The organism is Aurantimonas sp. A2-1-M11, assembly GCF_036549475.1.
Taxonomy (GTDB): Bacteria; Pseudomonadota; Alphaproteobacteria; order Rhizobiales; family Rhizobiaceae; genus Aurantimonas.
This window is the reverse complement of sequence record NZ_JAZHLI010000087.1, coordinates 1-12,694: the sequence shown is the minus strand read 5'-3', so window position 1 is coordinate 12,694 and position 12,694 is coordinate 1. Positions and strand designations below refer to the sequence as shown.

Sequence of the window (12,694 nt, the reverse complement as noted above, 5' to 3'; positions counted from 1 at the left end):
ATGCAGAAGGACGGCTCAAAGGAATCCTTGAAGGGGAAATTCCAAAGGGCAGGCTGGGACAATGCATTCCTCTCTCGCCTGCTCAGCCTGTTCTGAAATGCGATTGCCCTGGCAAAGCGGCCGGCAGGCATTGACAGGCGTCGGCGCGCTCTCCTATATCCGCCCTCGTTCCGAGCGGTCGTCACGACGATCCGCTCCGTGGCGGGGTAGCTCAGCTGGTTAGAGCAGCGGAATCATAATCCGCGTGTCGGGGGTTCAAGTCCCTCTCCCGCTACCATTCAACCCATTGAATTCATTACGCTTCATATCGTTATATCCTTCCAGCTTTGGTAGGGTTTGACACTTTTACTCAGACGGTTTGACAACTTTCGTGCGCCGTCTGTTCACCTCGGCGGCAAAACTCTCGATCGTCGCCGTGTTCTTTCGGGTTCGATCGGCGCGCCGGGAATAGTGCGCGGCCATCGCTTCGGTTTTCTGCCCGAGCAAGTCCGCGATCGACCGATTGTCGAAGCCGATCTCCGCGAGGATCGTCGCCACCGTATGACGAAGTCCTTTCAGCGTGAGTCCGGGGCGAACCGCGCCGGCTTTCTCCAGACGTTGTCGGATCGGCCGCCAGGACGCCCGGAAGCCGCTGACGGTCCACACATGGCCGCGTGATGTCGCGCAGACGGTGACGGCGCTGTGAGGTGGCGAGGCCATGATGGCATCGCTCACAGGCTGCGGCAGGGGCAGCCAGAGCGGCTCGCTGGTCTTGCCGCGCCGACTGTCGATCAGGCCATCGCGAATCGCGCTGCGGGGCAGGGAGAGCGCGTCCTGAGGATCGAGGCCGCAATACATCATCAGGGCCACTGCGGGCAGCATGTGAGCCGGCATCGCGTCCCAGACGGCATGCCGCTCGCCATCCGACCACGGGCGGTTCGCTTCAGGTGCGTCACGCGGCCGACGAATGTTCTTCACGCTGTCGGCCGGGTTGCGGTCCAGATAGCCGCGTTCGGCCCCCCAGGCGAAGACGATCGACAGAACGGCCTTCACGTAGTTGCCGAACCGGCGGCCGTGCTTCGATGCGGCCTTGTCGCGGATCCTGACGACGAGGGGGCTATCGAAGCGAATCAGCGGCGTGTCCGCGATCGGCTTGAGATAGTCGAGGCACTTGGCATAGTCGGATCGGGTACGCGGGCGGAGATCCGTGTAGGAAGGCGCGGCGCGATACTCTTCGACCAGGCGGCCGAGCGTTCCCGGCTTCGCTGGTGCCGGTGCTGCGGAAAGGGCACTGATCCGGCCGCATTCGGCGAAGAACTCCGGAGATCCAAGCGGTGCCTTCGCCAGGTCCACCGCCGTCCCGGTTGCCCGGTGGTAGCAACGAGCCTTGCCGTGCCGGTCCTTGAATATCTTGAAGCCCTTCACGCGAACGCTGGTCATCCGAGGCGCTCTAGAATGGCGTCCGCGTCATCAGGTGCGCCAAGCTTCAGCCCGTCGAGCCATCGGTCGAGATCACGCATGTCGAACCGCTTGTCGCCGTTCCCGAAGACCGTCGGCGCGACAGGGCACTCTCCCTTGAATGTGCGAATCGTACGGCCGCAATAGTCGGCGGCCTCGCGCTCGGTCAGCATGCGTCGTGGGGTGAGCCTGAGGTTCAGGGTTGCGCTGGCCATTGTCGCTAGCCCTTTCCGCCTCTCATCGCGTCGTAGGCGGCGATGCCGGCCGCCGAAATCTGTTGCGCGAGCGTCCCGGCGCGGCGCCACAAGACGGGGCAGTCTCCGGCCCGGCGTCCATGCGGAGGGATCACGCGGCGTTCGCCGTCCTCATCGACGAGAATGCAACGCCGGATCAGAATCTGATCTTCTAGCGAGACGTTTAGACATGCCAAGGCGGCAGGCAAAGGCCGGTCGTTCTCGGAAAATATCTTCATCGAATCGATCTGCACCTTCATGGCGCCACTCCATTTTCTCAGCTTGCCGCGAGGGTGATGCCGGCGGCGCGCCTTTGATGCGCCGCCGGGTCACGTCAGAAGCTTCCGTTGAGCCTGACCAGGCCGCCGCCCAGGGAGACGCCAGCGCGGACGTTGTCTGTTGCGGTAGCCGTGAGGGTCTCGGCCAACGGATCGTAGAAGAGCGGCGTCCCAGCCGCGCCAGTCGCGCCCGGGAGCCCTTCGAACACACCTTCGAGACGAGCCTGGACGGTTCCGCCGGTCGGGGCGGCGTTGACCGCCACCCCGACGATCGCGCCGACATTGACCAAATCGCCGGGCAGGGTATCGGCGGAGACTGTGAGAGGGACGACAACGCCGTCCTGAACTAGATTGCGCATTGGGTTCGCTCCTTAGAGGCCGGGGTTCTTGTAGGCGCCGCGCCAGTCGATCCAGCCGCAGGCGAAATCGACGGTGACACGGGTGACGACCGAGTGGCGTTCCATGCGCGCTTCGGAACGAATCTCGGGATCGCTGGTGCCGTTGATCCCGCCATGCTCGAGGGCGAGCTGACGCTCCGGCCGCGCGAAGAGATACCAGGCGTCGGCGTCAATCAGCCTCGGCTCGGTGAGTACGATCAGATTGCCCGAGAAGGGATTGACCTCATCCGCGATGTTGGCGGTGATGCTGGCGACCTGCTTCTGTGCTTCCGTCTCCAGCTCGGGCGGCACGACGAGAAACACGGGCTCCACATTGATCGGGCGCTCGCCGTCCACATGCTTCTGACGGCGCATCGCCGTCCGGGCCGCGCTAAGGCCGGTGATCGCCAAGGATGAGCCGCCGCCCAGGTTGCCGTGAGCGACTGAGAACACCGCATTGCCGTCAGAGAGGATCGGATTGGAAACGATCCGATCGACAACCACCGACGCCTTGAGATCGGCTGTCGCCTCACCGATGCGAAGCGCCGGCTGGACGAGCAGGCCCAAGCTGTCGTTGATGATCGCCTGTTCCGTGACTTCCAACATCCGGGAGTAGCGGGCGGCGCTGTAGGTTTCGCCTGCCTCACCGATCGTCCCATAGGTGATCTCTGCACCTTCGGGGACTTCCTTCAGGCTGGGAAAGACGCCGCCACGGACCCGCTCCTGCGGCTTGAAATTCTCGATCTGCTGCGTTTCGTGAGATACCTTGAGGATCTCCGGCTGGTTGTAGCTGTAGCCCATGATGCCGGCGACATTGGCGACATCGTTGATGATCCGGGTGAAGTCGTCCGAGGTCATCGCGTTGCGGACCGTCAGTCCGGCCCTGCTGGCCGTCTGTTCGAGGGCGGTCCTCAAGCTCATACCCGCGTAAGACCGCGCCGCGTCGGCGCCGAACACGCTACGGAAGCCTCCGGGAGAGTGCCGGTTGACGAGGCTCAGAGCGATGGGGTCGAACGTGTCGCCCAGGCTCGATTGCGTTGCTGTCTGAGACATTTCAGTCGTTCCTTGTGGTGAAGTTGTCCCAGCGGACCGGGAGACGATGGCCCGGCCCGGCCCGGCGGGACGGGTTGGCGAGATGCCCCGTGGGCTGGCCGGCCATACGGGCCTCGGCGTGTTCGGCCCGGATCTTGAAATCGTCGAAGTCCTGCCGGAGCGCCACGAGGTCGGCTTCGGCCTTTTCCGCGCGAGCCAGTGTCGCCTTCGCGTCGATAGCAGTGGCGTGAATCTTCCAATTCTTCGCGGACGCCATCGCCGTCAGCCGGCTCGGCGCTTTTGCGAACATGCGATAGTCGAAGGGCGGGACGTCGGAAGTCTCCTCATCCCCCACGTCATCGGCAAAGCCGGCTTGGACGGCCGCTTCGGCGTCGAACCAGCTCGTCGCCTTGAGGAGGGCCCGCACGTCCGCTTCGGACCGGCCGCTGCGCCGAGCGTAGATTCCGACGACGCCGGTCGTGTAGGCGCCCTGCGCCTGCGCTGCAGAGGCCAGGTCTGCCGAGTCCGCATTGAGCAGCGTCACCATCGGTTCGTGCATCATCAGCACAGATCCGGCAGCCATGGTGATCCGGTCGCCACCCATCGCGATGAGGGATGCGGCGGAGGCGGCGACAGACGCGACCACGACGTGCACCTTACCGGCGCGAGCGCGAAGAACATTGTAGATGGCGAGGGCATGGTCGACGAAGCCGCCGCCGGAATTGAGCTTCACCGTCAGGTCTGCCGCATCGTCGAGCCCTGCGAGGATCAGATCGACCTCTGTCGCGGTGAAATGATCGTCGAAGAGATCGGGTCCGACCGATCCGTGCAGCGTCAGGGTGTTTTCGCGGAGTATCGCGCTCATTCGTCGTACTCCGCTCCAGCCCGTTTGACGGCGCCTTTGAATTCTTCGAGCTTGGCGAGGTCGGATTTCACCGACTGTTCGAGCGTGTCCAGGTTGATCACGATCGCGTACTCAACGTCGGGGTTGGCAAGGAAGCTGCCGAGGTCTGATCCTTTGACCAGCGTGTCGTAGAGGGTGCCCGGCATGTGGGCTTTGCCTCCGCCGACCATCTCATGCCAGCCGCCCCAGGCGACGAAGAAGGCCACGTCATCCTTGAAGCCGTGAGGATGCGACTGGACGAGGTAGCCAGCAGTTTCCGCAGACAGATTGTGTTCCAGCAGTCTCTGCATGATCGCGAGCCGCATCACGTCCGGGATATCCCAGTCTCGCGCCTTGCCGATGATCGGCCTGTCCGGGGTGCGGAAGTGTCCCCGAGAAATCCACTGCTCGACGCGAGACCGGGATATGCCGAGGGCATCAGAGATTTGCTTGATGGTAAGGGCCATGGGCTTCATCCTTTGACTAGCTGTCGAAGGTATGAGCGGGTTCTGACGACGTGTCAATGGGCCTCTGGCAGGAATGGTTTTCTGCATCGGCAACCGTTCGCTCTGTCCGAAAGGTTGGAGGCCGAGAATTCCGGCATCTAAGCGCCGAAGGGGTTCTCCCCGCTTCGGGGAAAACCTGAGTGAGGCAGGGGTTATCATGGGAAATTCCCACGATATGCGCCGCTTTGGGCAAGCCGGAACCTGACTGACGGGCAGGTTATCATCGGATATTCCGACAGTTATGATCGCGGACAATTCGCGCCGCGAGTTCCGGGGTCGCGAAGACGCCGACGACGCTGTGCTTGAAAGGAGTGCCCGCCAGCACGGTCCGGGTCGAGTCCTCCCACGACATGCGCTGGATGAACCAGTCGCGATCCTCGACCGGCAGGTTCTCCATGGCGTGGCGGGCCTTGCGCTGGGCCTCGGTTTCGATCATCGCCTTCCTCCACCAGAGGACCTGACAGACCAGCAGAGATCCGGCTCATCGTCCTCGTCCGGCTCGAAGTCCTCGTCCGGCTCGCGTTCGTCGCCCGCGTCCTGGTCCGGCATATCGCCGGCGCAATGTTCCAGATCAGGATCGCCGTCGAACGCATCGAGGATCGCCATCAGCTGTTCGATCGTCTCCTCGATCCGCCGACGCAGCTGCGGCGTCAGCGGGATGAAGGTCGTCGGAATGGGGGTGAAGGCGTTCATGCCTGGACCTCCCGGACATCGTCGAGATTCACCCCTGCCGTCGAAAGGATCAGAGGCGCACGTGCTAAAGGCGTGCCCCACAGGAGTGAATTATCCCCGGCGTTCAACCGGCTCCAGAGCGGGCTGTACATCGAGCAGACGCCCGATCCGCACGGGACCATATCCTGCATCTCCGGCAGGCCCGGGTACATCTGCATGGCGAGCGTGCGGCGCTCCAGGTGCAGCCACTCGGCGTAGGCATTCAGTATGCCCCAGGAGATCGGCAGGTCCGCCTCCGCCGTCGACGGAAGGGCGAGAGCCGTTCCGCTGGTGGCGGCCACAAGAGCGGCGTTTCCGAGAAAGCGACGGCGGGTGAGGGCTTCGGACACGCTCATTCGCCCATCCTCCGGTTGTTCATCACATCGCCATAGAGGGACGCCAGGAGGCCGACTCCGGGTTCGGTCGGATCGACGAACGGCGTCCCGTCACGCCGAAATTCGAGGAGGGACCAGGCGGCGGCGAACCCCTTCGCTGCCACGCCTCGGGGCGTCGTCGACGCCTGATCGCTCATCAGCCGGACGATTTCGGACGCACGATCGAAGTCGGCATCGAGTGCCGCCGGCGATGTCGGCGATTCCATATTGCGGATCAGGTAGCGCAAGGTGTTCGCGTACGCGACGAGCTGCGCATCCGGCCCATCCGACGTCGGCGCGACGAGCCCGATCAGATCGGCCAGCGGCGTCGGCGTGTCGAAATTGTCAAAGGTATCAGGCAAGCCTTCGGCGGCTGCCAGAACGTGTCCGTTCGGCATGGTGTTAGCTCCTTAAGTGTGCTATATGCACAACAATGGTGACAGGTGCACTATAGGAGCTAAGGGACGTGGTGACAAGTGCACAAATTAGAGCGGCGAGAGGCCTGCTGAATTGGACAGTCCGAGAATTAGCCGACAGATCAGGTGTCCACCGAAACACGATCACCCGGATCGAGACGGAGGAAACCGCTGGTGGCCATTCGTCAGCGACGGTTCGGGCAGCACTCGAAGCCGCCGGCGTTCAATTCATCGATGAGAACGGCGAGGGCGCGGGCGTTCGCCTCCGGAAGTTTCGCGGCTTGTCGCGCCAGTTGCGGCCGGACGAGGGCGACTCCGAGCCGGCGGATAATGGTGCGAACGCGGACCATTCTGACGTCGATTATCCGTCCGACGACGACTGATCTGCACGTACGGCGTATGTCGGAGTAACGGGGCAGTGGGGGCATTTCACCCCTACGCCGTGACGCTCGTCACATCGGCCTCGCGCATCAGCATGTGAGGGATTTCTCCCGATCTCGAGAGTTTGCGGATGCGACGCGCCAGGGCTCGCTTGGACTCGGCGCGATCGTGATGCCGAGCGAGGAGTCCGACCGCCAGGTCCGCGATCTCTCCGAGAGCACGATCGTCGAGCGTCAGCGGTCCCTTCTGCAGCGCGAAGGCGAGGGCGACGAGGATGGCCCGGTCCACCTGGCATGCCTCCGGGATCCTCGCCTCGTTCCGCTTTTCGCGCCAGCGCGCAGTCCGCTCCCGCGCCTTCCGGTTTCGTGTCTGTGTCGGTTCCGCCATCGTCGTCCCCTCTGATGAGACGTGATGGTCGACCGCCGACTTGAAAGCCGCAAATCCAATCCGAGAGCCGACACGCCGGTCGGATCAAACCGCGGCTCGCGACTTTACCCCCATTGTTCACAAAACGGAGACGTTCGCACCCAGTTTAGCGGGGAGGTGCCCTCTTTAGGCTTTGAAAACGCTGTCAGACTGGGGAGATTCCGCGCCCCGCCGGCACCGCCTAGGACCGCAGGCCCGGTACGGTCCCTACGTCTGCTGGGTTTTTGGGTGTCGTGGGGTGAACGCCCGACAGCGTGGCAGCCGCTCCTGCGCATGGGCGACTCGCCGCAGCTCTGCCGCGATCTCTGACCGCTCCTCAAAGAACCGCTCCGGATCGCGCCTTGAGATCGTCAGGCGGTCCACCTGGTCGGCCAGCTTCAGGATGGCGGAAGGGTCCGGCACATCGTGGAAGGATTGATTTCCAGAGCGCTCAGGTCTCAACCTGCTGGGATTGCTGATGTTTCTGTCCGCAGTCGGAAGGGTGGACAAGCGGAAGGGTCGTTCTCGCACTCCCTCCACTGCTTTTTCTTCTCTTTTCCCATACCCATAGGTGGAGGGATAATCTTTCCTCCCTTCCGACGTCCTGTTCTGCAAGGGTTTGTCCCTTCCGCAATCCTTCCGCGTCCCTTCCGCAATCCTTCCAGTTCGGCTCATCAAAAGGGCTCCGAGTAGGGGGGCGAGGGGGGATTTCCGCCAGATGAAGCCGGAATGTTGTGAAGTTTTATGTCCTGATACTTGATACCGTTGCTGTGATACTTCCGTAAGCCATGAGCAACGGCTTTCAGAGAGAAAGATTTATTCCGGTACGGGTCGATGGCGTTTTCTTTGCACCAGCGGGTGTAGGCTTCATAAAGGTATGTGGCTCCGACATTCTGACCGGGCTCCGGCCTGACGCAATCTCGAATGAACACTCCAACGTGGTCGTAGTCGTCCCTGTATTCTTCGACGGCAGCGCGGACGCTGGCGGGCGGTTTGAGGCCGTCTTCGAGGAACATCGAAGCCCCGTCGATCAGCCAATTCAGGACGCCAGAACTCTCGGATTTGAACTCTTCGAGGAGCTGATCCATCGGCCGCTGAGACGCTTCCGGTATGGTCACCGACCAGTCGACGAGATGCAGGCGCCGCCAGATACCCTTGGCCGACCCTTTGATCGGAGGCTTCTCGTTTGCGTAGACCTCCAGCTTGAAGAGCGGGTGCAGCTCGACGATCGGCTTGTTCTTGTCGTGGACAGGCAGCGTCTCGCCACCGGTCATGGTCTTCACCATCCCCTCGTTAAGCGGTTCGTTATCGGGATACTCATGCACCTGGACGGATCGCACACCGATCAGGCGCACCAGGTCGGGCGACGGCTTGTTGCCCTCCCGCTGGGTCCGACTGATCAGCGTCTCGCTGGCGACCGTGACGCCGTAGCCGCCGAGAACGTTGGCAATCGCCTTGGCGTAGGTCGACTTACCGTTCGCGCCGAGACCGTAGTGCACCACGATGGCCTGATGCGACATGACGCCCAAGAGCTGGAGCCCGGCCCATCGTTGAAGAAAGAGACGCCGCTCCAGATCGGGCTGGACCTGTTCCAGGAAGGCGCGCCACTTTGGGCACTCGGCATCCGGCCGGTAGTCCGCTTCAACGGATCGCGTTGCAAGATCGTCCGGGTCGTGGCCGGCAACGAACACTGATTGCCATGCGCCCGGGTCGTCGGCGGATTGCACAAAGGTGAGCGTGCCGTTGCGGGCGATGAATCGGTGCCGGTGCTGGTCCAGGTCGTTCACGTCACGCTGTCTGCGTGTCGCAACCTGCAGAAGCATGTTGGTTTGGCCACGGTGATTGCCTGACATTGTCGCGAACGTGTGTCGCTTCGCCTGCAGCCGCGCCTTCGCCTTCTTGTCCTTCTCCTTCAGGTGCGCGGCTTCGTCATGGATTTTCGCGGCCACCGTGCCGGCGAGCTGGTAGGCCCTCGCGCTGTCGCCGTCATACTCATAGAAACGCCCGTTCCATGAGTACCAGCCGCGACCATAGACGTTGATGAGTTCGAAGGGATGACGCCGCAGGAAGCGGATCGCGTTGTCCCTATCGTTGGTCTCAAGCTCGGCGTTATCCTTCGCCAGAACGGCATCGGAGGGAATGCCCTCGGGAACTGAGCTTCCGCCCCGGCCACCGTCGAACACTATCAGGGTGCTACCGGGCACGGGGTTATTCTGCGGCCCAAACCCTGCGGCTTCCCGCTGTCGCTCCGCTGCGGCGAGTGCTGCCCGCACGGCTTCGAGGCCGCTCTGGGATGAGACGGAGGTCATGACAACCCCCGCGTGGCCCTTGCGGCATCGTCATCATGAGGATAGATTCTGCGTCGGAAGTTTTTGCAATTTTCCGCAAGCAGATCAGCGCCGTTCCGGGGTCCAGCCGGGACGGCGTTTTCAGTCTGAGAACAGGGCAGGGGAGCTGCCGAAAGGTTTGACAAACCGCCCGTAAGTATTTGATTTCTGGACGCGGGTTTGACACTTTCCCCGAGATAAGTATCTGTTTTCGCTGGATTAAGATCGGCATCATAATCCGCGTGTCGGGGGTTCAAGTCCCTCTCCCGCTACCACTCTTTCTCTCAATTAAAACAAGCGTTTACTGAAGATGTTGGGCGGGCTCTGTACGGCGCGCTGTGCTGGATTTACGCTAGCACAGCCTCAGCACAGCATCGGAAGAAGCCCATTGTTTTCAAGGCTTGCGGTGCCTGGCTTGGGTGGCCCTAGCACAGTCTTAGCGCAGAGCAGGGCACCAGCGTAACGCCATTGGAGCCCTCCATGTCGCAGCCATCGTCGCCCCCATTCACGCTGTTCCAGCGCAAGGGCACGAAAAACTGGTCCGTGCGCTTCAGCATGCAGGGCAAGCAGATCCGCAAATCGTTGGAAACCGACGATCACGGTGAGGCTGAACGCCGCGCCTATGAGAAATGGGCAGAGGCGAGCTACCGGGCCAAGAATGGCTTGAACGTGACGGCGATGCCGTTTGCAAAGATAGCCGAGCGGTTCGTCGAACAGATCCTGCTGGAAATCGAACGGGGAGAGCGCAGCCACCATCATGGTCGGGACTGGCCGCCGGTGATTCGGCGTTATCTCGTGGGCTTTTTCGGGGAGCGCCCCATCGACGGGATCGGCGAACCCGATTTGGAACGCTACGTGGAATGGCGACGGCAATATTGGATCACCGGTCCGGGCAAAGACCTCGATCACATTCATTATGAACGTGGGGGCAGGGCGCTCAAGCGGTCGGTGAAACGGGAAGTGCCATCGATCAGTCGTCAGCGCGGCGAGTTGGTGATCGTGCGGGCGCTGTTTCAGCAAGCGACGAAGTGGGGCCACGTCCGGGCCATAGAAGTCCCGTCGATCAAGGTCCGCCGGCGCGTCGACAATCGGCGACCGAGCTTCGAGCCGCACGAATTCGAGAACTTGATCCGGACCAGTCTGGACCGGCTCGTTGACCCAATCATGCTGGGCGGGTCGGAACGCACCGTGTCTGCCAAGGATGGTCGTCAGTGGCGGCTATCCAAACTGGATGACCACACGCGCCGGGATCGAATCACCCTGCACTGCTATATCGAAATTGCCGCCGCCAGCGGGATGAGGCCCACCGAGAGCAAGAACCTCAACTGGGGCGACGTCCTCGACTATCGAAAAATCCGGCAGCTGCCCATTGGTGACCGTGACATCCGTATCCGGGTGAGGGGCAAGGGTAAAAGCGGCACGCTCGTTCCCCAACTCTCGGCGCTACCGTGGTTCGACGTGCTGTGGCAGATGTTCGAGAAGGGGACGGGCCGCGAGCCCACCGATGACGATCCCGTATTCGCTGATGCGGGCGGCCTGCGTATTCAGAGCTTCAAGAAGGGCTTCGGTGAGCTGCTGCGGATTTGCGGGCTCGAAACGGATCATCGCGGCGTACGCCGCACCTCATATTCGCTCCGGCACTTCCATCTTTCACAGCAGCTGGCCCACGCACCCTCAATGGCATCAATGATGCGGAGCATTGCCTCTGTCGAAACTGAAATTCCCAGGAGTTTGGCAATTTCCAGGATGCGCACGCCGGAGATCCGGTTGACGCCTTTTTCGTATTTCTGAACCTGCTGAAACGTGACGCCTAAATGTTTGTCCAGATCGCTCTGCGACAGACCACGATAATTCCTGTAGCCGCGCAATCGAGCGCCGATCGTCTGCAGGCGTTCGAGTGGCCCAAGTTACAGGTCGGCGAGACGATTGCCCGGCTTCCAGTGATCATCACAGGCGTCAGGTCGACCAAGGCGGCGCCAAGACCTCAGTATCGTGGTCCGATCCCGGCCTGTTCAGGCGGAAACAGAGCGGATGACGGGTAACCTGCATCGTCGACGGTGACACGGGGTGGCAGGACGGCGACAAATGGCGGATCGCCAATATCGATACGCCGGAAATTTCATCACCGGAATGCGCCAACGAAAAACGCCGAGGCTACGCAGCTCGGGATCGGTTGCGCGCGCTGATGTCCCGTGGCTACTCCCTTACTCACCACGGCAAAGGCTACTACGGGCGCACGCTGGTCACGGTCACGCTCGCGGACGGCCGCGATGCCGGGGACGTGTTGATCGCCGAGGGATTATCCCAAGGTTGGCCCAACAGCGGTAATCCTTGGTGCCGATGACATCGGCATGATCGACCGTCGGGAAATCAACGTCTCAGTTCCCCTCCTCTACATCACCGAGGACATTCACGGTGGCGTCGATGTCCACATGCTGGCCCGCAACGCGGGCACATCCACCCAAATGATTGATCGGTTCTATTCCAAGCTCGTGCCCACCAGCAGCATCAGCACGCTGACACCGGACTGGCTGCAGCACCGACCACTGAATAGCTAACTCGAAGAGCAAGAGTAATTAGCCGGGCCAATGAAAGGCTTTCGCTGCTTTCGCGAAGGCAGCCGCAGCAGGGCTGAATGGCCGTCCAGGCATGTGAGCAAGCGAAACCGTTCGGGTCACCTCCGGATCGATCAGCGGTCGCTGCATGAGCCCCGGGAGCGTGACGGAGTATTCGGGCATGAACGCAAACCCCATCTGCGCCATAACCATCGACTGGACCCAGTCCTCCCGCTCCGAACGGAAACGCGCATAGAGTTCGATATCCCTTTGCGCGCAGACGTCCATGACCATTTCCCGCATTTCGCAGGAAAGGCGATCGACGTAAGCCTCCCCAGAAAGATCCTGCAATGCGATAGCATGTGAGGAGGCGAGCCGATGCTCGAGTGGGAGCACCACAACGTAGCGTTCCTCGTATAGACGCTCAGCATTTAAGTGGCCCGTGACGGCACCCACCGCACTCAAGATCGCGAAATCGATGTCTCCCGCGTCGAGCGCTTCCACAAGCTCCATCATCTCCCCTTCGCGAAGCGCCAGTTCCACCCCCGGATGCTGTTCCTGTACCGATGCTAAGAACCGGGAGAGGCGAACTGGCCCGATCGTGCAGAGTACCCCAAGCTTGATCGGCACCTTGTTTAGCAGCCGGAAATTGCTCGCGAGCATTTGGGGGTCGTGTCCCCACAGGTGGTGTAGCTCGGCGATAGCGTCGCCAATCTCGTCCGCGCCTTTCATCGCGCTGTAGGACGAGATTGGCGGCGCGGTGGTCACCAGCGGTTTCC

Annotated in this window: 18 protein-coding genes, 1 tRNA gene and 1 pseudogene; 5 read left to right on the top strand and 15 right to left on the bottom strand. The window is 61.9% G+C overall.

All coding sequences use genetic code 11. The annotated features are described in order from the left end of the window. The first annotated feature begins 200 nt into the window (after window positions 1-200). Window positions 201-277 (top strand) — tRNA-Met (locus VQ042_RS22625). Between the two features lie 68 nt (window positions 278-345). On the opposite strand, the gene VQ042_RS22620 is transcribed toward VQ042_RS22625, so the two are convergent. From VQ042_RS22620 to VQ042_RS22570, 11 genes are all read right to left on the bottom strand, one after another. Then, window positions 346-1,404, bottom strand: coding sequence for a tyrosine-type recombinase/integrase (locus tag VQ042_RS22620; protein ID WP_331822555.1), 1,059 nt, complete (start codon window positions 1,402-1,404; stop codon window positions 346-348). 11 nt (window positions 1,405-1,415) lie between these two features. Beyond that, window positions 1,416-1,652: a hypothetical protein gene (locus tag VQ042_RS22615; protein ID WP_331822554.1), complete on the bottom strand. Its 237-nt coding sequence runs from the start codon at window positions 1,650-1,652 to the stop codon at window positions 1,416-1,418. Between the two features lie 5 nt (window positions 1,653-1,657). Next, complete coding sequence (locus VQ042_RS22610) at window positions 1,658-1,930, bottom strand: hypothetical protein (protein WP_331822553.1); 273 nt, start codon at window positions 1,928-1,930, stop codon at window positions 1,658-1,660. Between the two features lie 74 nt (window positions 1,931-2,004). Further along, window positions 2,005-2,307 (bottom strand): DUF2190 family protein, encoded by a 303-nt coding sequence (locus VQ042_RS22605; RefSeq protein ID WP_331822552.1) that lies wholly within the window; start codon window positions 2,305-2,307, stop codon window positions 2,005-2,007. A gap of 12 nt (window positions 2,308-2,319) precedes the next feature. Beyond that, window positions 2,320-3,378 (bottom strand): phage major capsid protein, encoded by a 1,059-nt coding sequence (locus VQ042_RS22600; protein ID WP_331822551.1) that lies wholly within the window; start codon window positions 3,376-3,378, stop codon window positions 2,320-2,322. A gap of 1 nt (window position 3,379) precedes the next feature. After that, window positions 3,380-4,222 carry a head maturation protease, ClpP-related gene (locus VQ042_RS22595; protein WP_331822550.1) on the bottom strand — a complete coding sequence of 281 codons (843 nt, stop codon included), beginning with the start codon at window positions 4,220-4,222 and terminating at the stop codon, window positions 3,380-3,382. Then, window positions 4,219-4,707, bottom strand: coding sequence for a hypothetical protein (locus VQ042_RS22590; RefSeq protein ID WP_331822549.1), 489 nt, complete (start codon window positions 4,705-4,707; stop codon window positions 4,219-4,221). The genes VQ042_RS22595 and VQ042_RS22590 overlap by 4 nt, the downstream gene beginning before the upstream one ends. Window positions 4,708-4,966: 259 nt before the next feature. Beyond that, window positions 4,967-5,182, bottom strand: coding sequence for a hypothetical protein (locus tag VQ042_RS22585; protein WP_331822548.1), 216 nt, complete (start codon window positions 5,180-5,182; stop codon window positions 4,967-4,969). Then, window positions 5,179-5,439 carry a hypothetical protein gene (locus tag VQ042_RS22580; protein WP_331822547.1) on the bottom strand — a complete coding sequence of 87 codons (261 nt, stop codon included), beginning with the start codon at window positions 5,437-5,439 and terminating at the stop codon, window positions 5,179-5,181. The genes VQ042_RS22585 and VQ042_RS22580 overlap by 4 nt, the downstream gene beginning before the upstream one ends. Beyond that, complete coding sequence (locus tag VQ042_RS22575) at window positions 5,436-5,813, bottom strand: twin-arginine translocation signal domain-containing protein (protein WP_331822546.1); 378 nt, start codon at window positions 5,811-5,813, stop codon at window positions 5,436-5,438. Before VQ042_RS22575 ends, VQ042_RS22580 begins: the two co-directional genes overlap by 4 nt. Then, a complete protein-coding gene (locus VQ042_RS22570) occupies window positions 5,810-6,229 on the bottom strand; it encodes a hypothetical protein (protein ID WP_331822545.1) in 420 nt (139 codons plus the stop codon). Before VQ042_RS22570 ends, VQ042_RS22575 begins: the two co-directional genes overlap by 4 nt. A gap of 68 nt (window positions 6,230-6,297) precedes the next feature. On the opposite strand from VQ042_RS22570, the gene VQ042_RS22565 reads away from it, so the two are divergent. After that, window positions 6,298-6,630 carry a helix-turn-helix domain-containing protein gene (locus tag VQ042_RS22565; RefSeq protein ID WP_331822544.1) on the top strand — a complete coding sequence of 111 codons (333 nt, stop codon included), beginning with the start codon at window positions 6,298-6,300 and terminating at the stop codon, window positions 6,628-6,630. A gap of 52 nt (window positions 6,631-6,682) precedes the next feature. Here the strand turns inward: VQ042_RS22565 and VQ042_RS22560 are convergent, their stop codons facing one another. Continuing rightward, window positions 6,683-6,916: a hypothetical protein gene (locus VQ042_RS22560; RefSeq protein WP_331822543.1), complete on the bottom strand. Its 234-nt coding sequence runs from the start codon at window positions 6,914-6,916 to the stop codon at window positions 6,683-6,685. A 791-nt stretch (window positions 6,917-7,707) separates the two neighbouring features. Further along, entirely contained in the window at window positions 7,708-9,342 is a 1,635-nt protein-coding gene (locus VQ042_RS22555) for a DNA primase family protein (protein WP_331822542.1), read from the bottom strand. 498 nt (window positions 9,343-9,840) lie between these two features. On the opposite strand from VQ042_RS22555, the gene VQ042_RS26150 reads away from it, so the two are divergent. Then, a complete protein-coding gene (locus VQ042_RS26150) occupies window positions 9,841-11,151 on the top strand; it encodes a site-specific integrase (protein ID WP_442880180.1) in 1,311 nt (436 codons plus the stop codon). Here VQ042_RS26150 and VQ042_RS26145 read toward each other — a convergent pair. Then, window positions 11,133-11,228: pseudogene (locus VQ042_RS26145) on the bottom strand (helix-turn-helix domain-containing protein); the annotation flags it as partial. The gene VQ042_RS26150 and the pseudogene VQ042_RS26145 sit on opposite strands and share 19 nt — an antisense overlap. A 179-nt stretch (window positions 11,229-11,407) precedes the next feature. Between VQ042_RS26145 and VQ042_RS26140 the strand changes: the two are divergent. Both VQ042_RS26140 and VQ042_RS22545 read left to right on the top strand, forming a co-directional pair. Further along, window positions 11,408-11,704, top strand: a complete 297-nt coding sequence (locus tag VQ042_RS26140; protein ID WP_442880181.1) for a thermonuclease family protein — start codon at window positions 11,408-11,410, stop codon at window positions 11,702-11,704. 7 nt (window positions 11,705-11,711) lie between these two features. Beyond that, window positions 11,712-11,918, top strand: coding sequence for a hypothetical protein (locus VQ042_RS22545; protein ID WP_331822540.1), 207 nt, complete (start codon window positions 11,712-11,714; stop codon window positions 11,916-11,918). Window positions 11,919-11,936: 18 nt separating this feature from the next. Here VQ042_RS22545 and VQ042_RS22540 read toward each other — a convergent pair. Next, window positions 11,937-12,694, bottom strand: a 758-nt coding sequence (locus VQ042_RS22540) for a LysR family transcriptional regulator substrate-binding protein (RefSeq protein WP_331822539.1), incomplete at its 5' end; no start/stop codon positions are given.

Coding starts and splice junctions, on each gene's coding strand:
- VQ042_RS22615 (WP_331822554.1), bottom strand. CDS start 1,652: ATGGCCAGCGCAACCCTGAACCTCAGGCTCACCCCACGACGCATGCTG.
- VQ042_RS22610 (WP_331822553.1), bottom strand. CDS start 1,930: ATGAAGGTGCAGATCGATTCGATGAAGATATTTTCCGAGAACGACCGG.
- VQ042_RS22605 (WP_331822552.1), bottom strand. CDS start 2,307: ATGCGCAATCTAGTTCAGGACGGCGTTGTCGTCCCTCTCACAGTCTCC.
- VQ042_RS22600 (WP_331822551.1), bottom strand. CDS start 3,378: ATGTCTCAGACAGCAACGCAATCGAGCCTGGGCGACACGTTCGACCCC.
- VQ042_RS22595 (WP_331822550.1), bottom strand. CDS start 4,222: ATGAGCGCGATACTCCGCGAAAACACCCTGACGCTGCACGGATCGGTC.
- VQ042_RS22590 (WP_331822549.1), bottom strand. CDS start 4,707: ATGGCCCTTACCATCAAGCAAATCTCTGATGCCCTCGGCATATCCCGG.
- VQ042_RS22585 (WP_331822548.1), bottom strand. CDS start 5,182: ATGATCGAAACCGAGGCCCAGCGCAAGGCCCGCCACGCCATGGAGAAC.
- VQ042_RS22580 (WP_331822547.1), bottom strand. CDS start 5,439: ATGAACGCCTTCACCCCCATTCCGACGACCTTCATCCCGCTGACGCCG.
- VQ042_RS22575 (WP_331822546.1), bottom strand. CDS start 5,813: ATGAGCGTGTCCGAAGCCCTCACCCGCCGTCGCTTTCTCGGAAACGCC.
- VQ042_RS22570 (WP_331822545.1), bottom strand. CDS start 6,229: ATGCCGAACGGACACGTTCTGGCAGCCGCCGAAGGCTTGCCTGATACC.
- VQ042_RS22555 (WP_331822542.1), bottom strand. CDS start 9,342: ATGACCTCCGTCTCATCCCAGAGCGGCCTCGAAGCCGTGCGGGCAGCA.
- VQ042_RS26150 (WP_442880180.1), top strand. CDS start 9,841: ATGTCGCAGCCATCGTCGCCCCCATTCACGCTGTTCCAGCGCAAGGGC.
- VQ042_RS22545 (WP_331822540.1), top strand. CDS start 11,712: ATGATCGACCGTCGGGAAATCAACGTCTCAGTTCCCCTCCTCTACATC.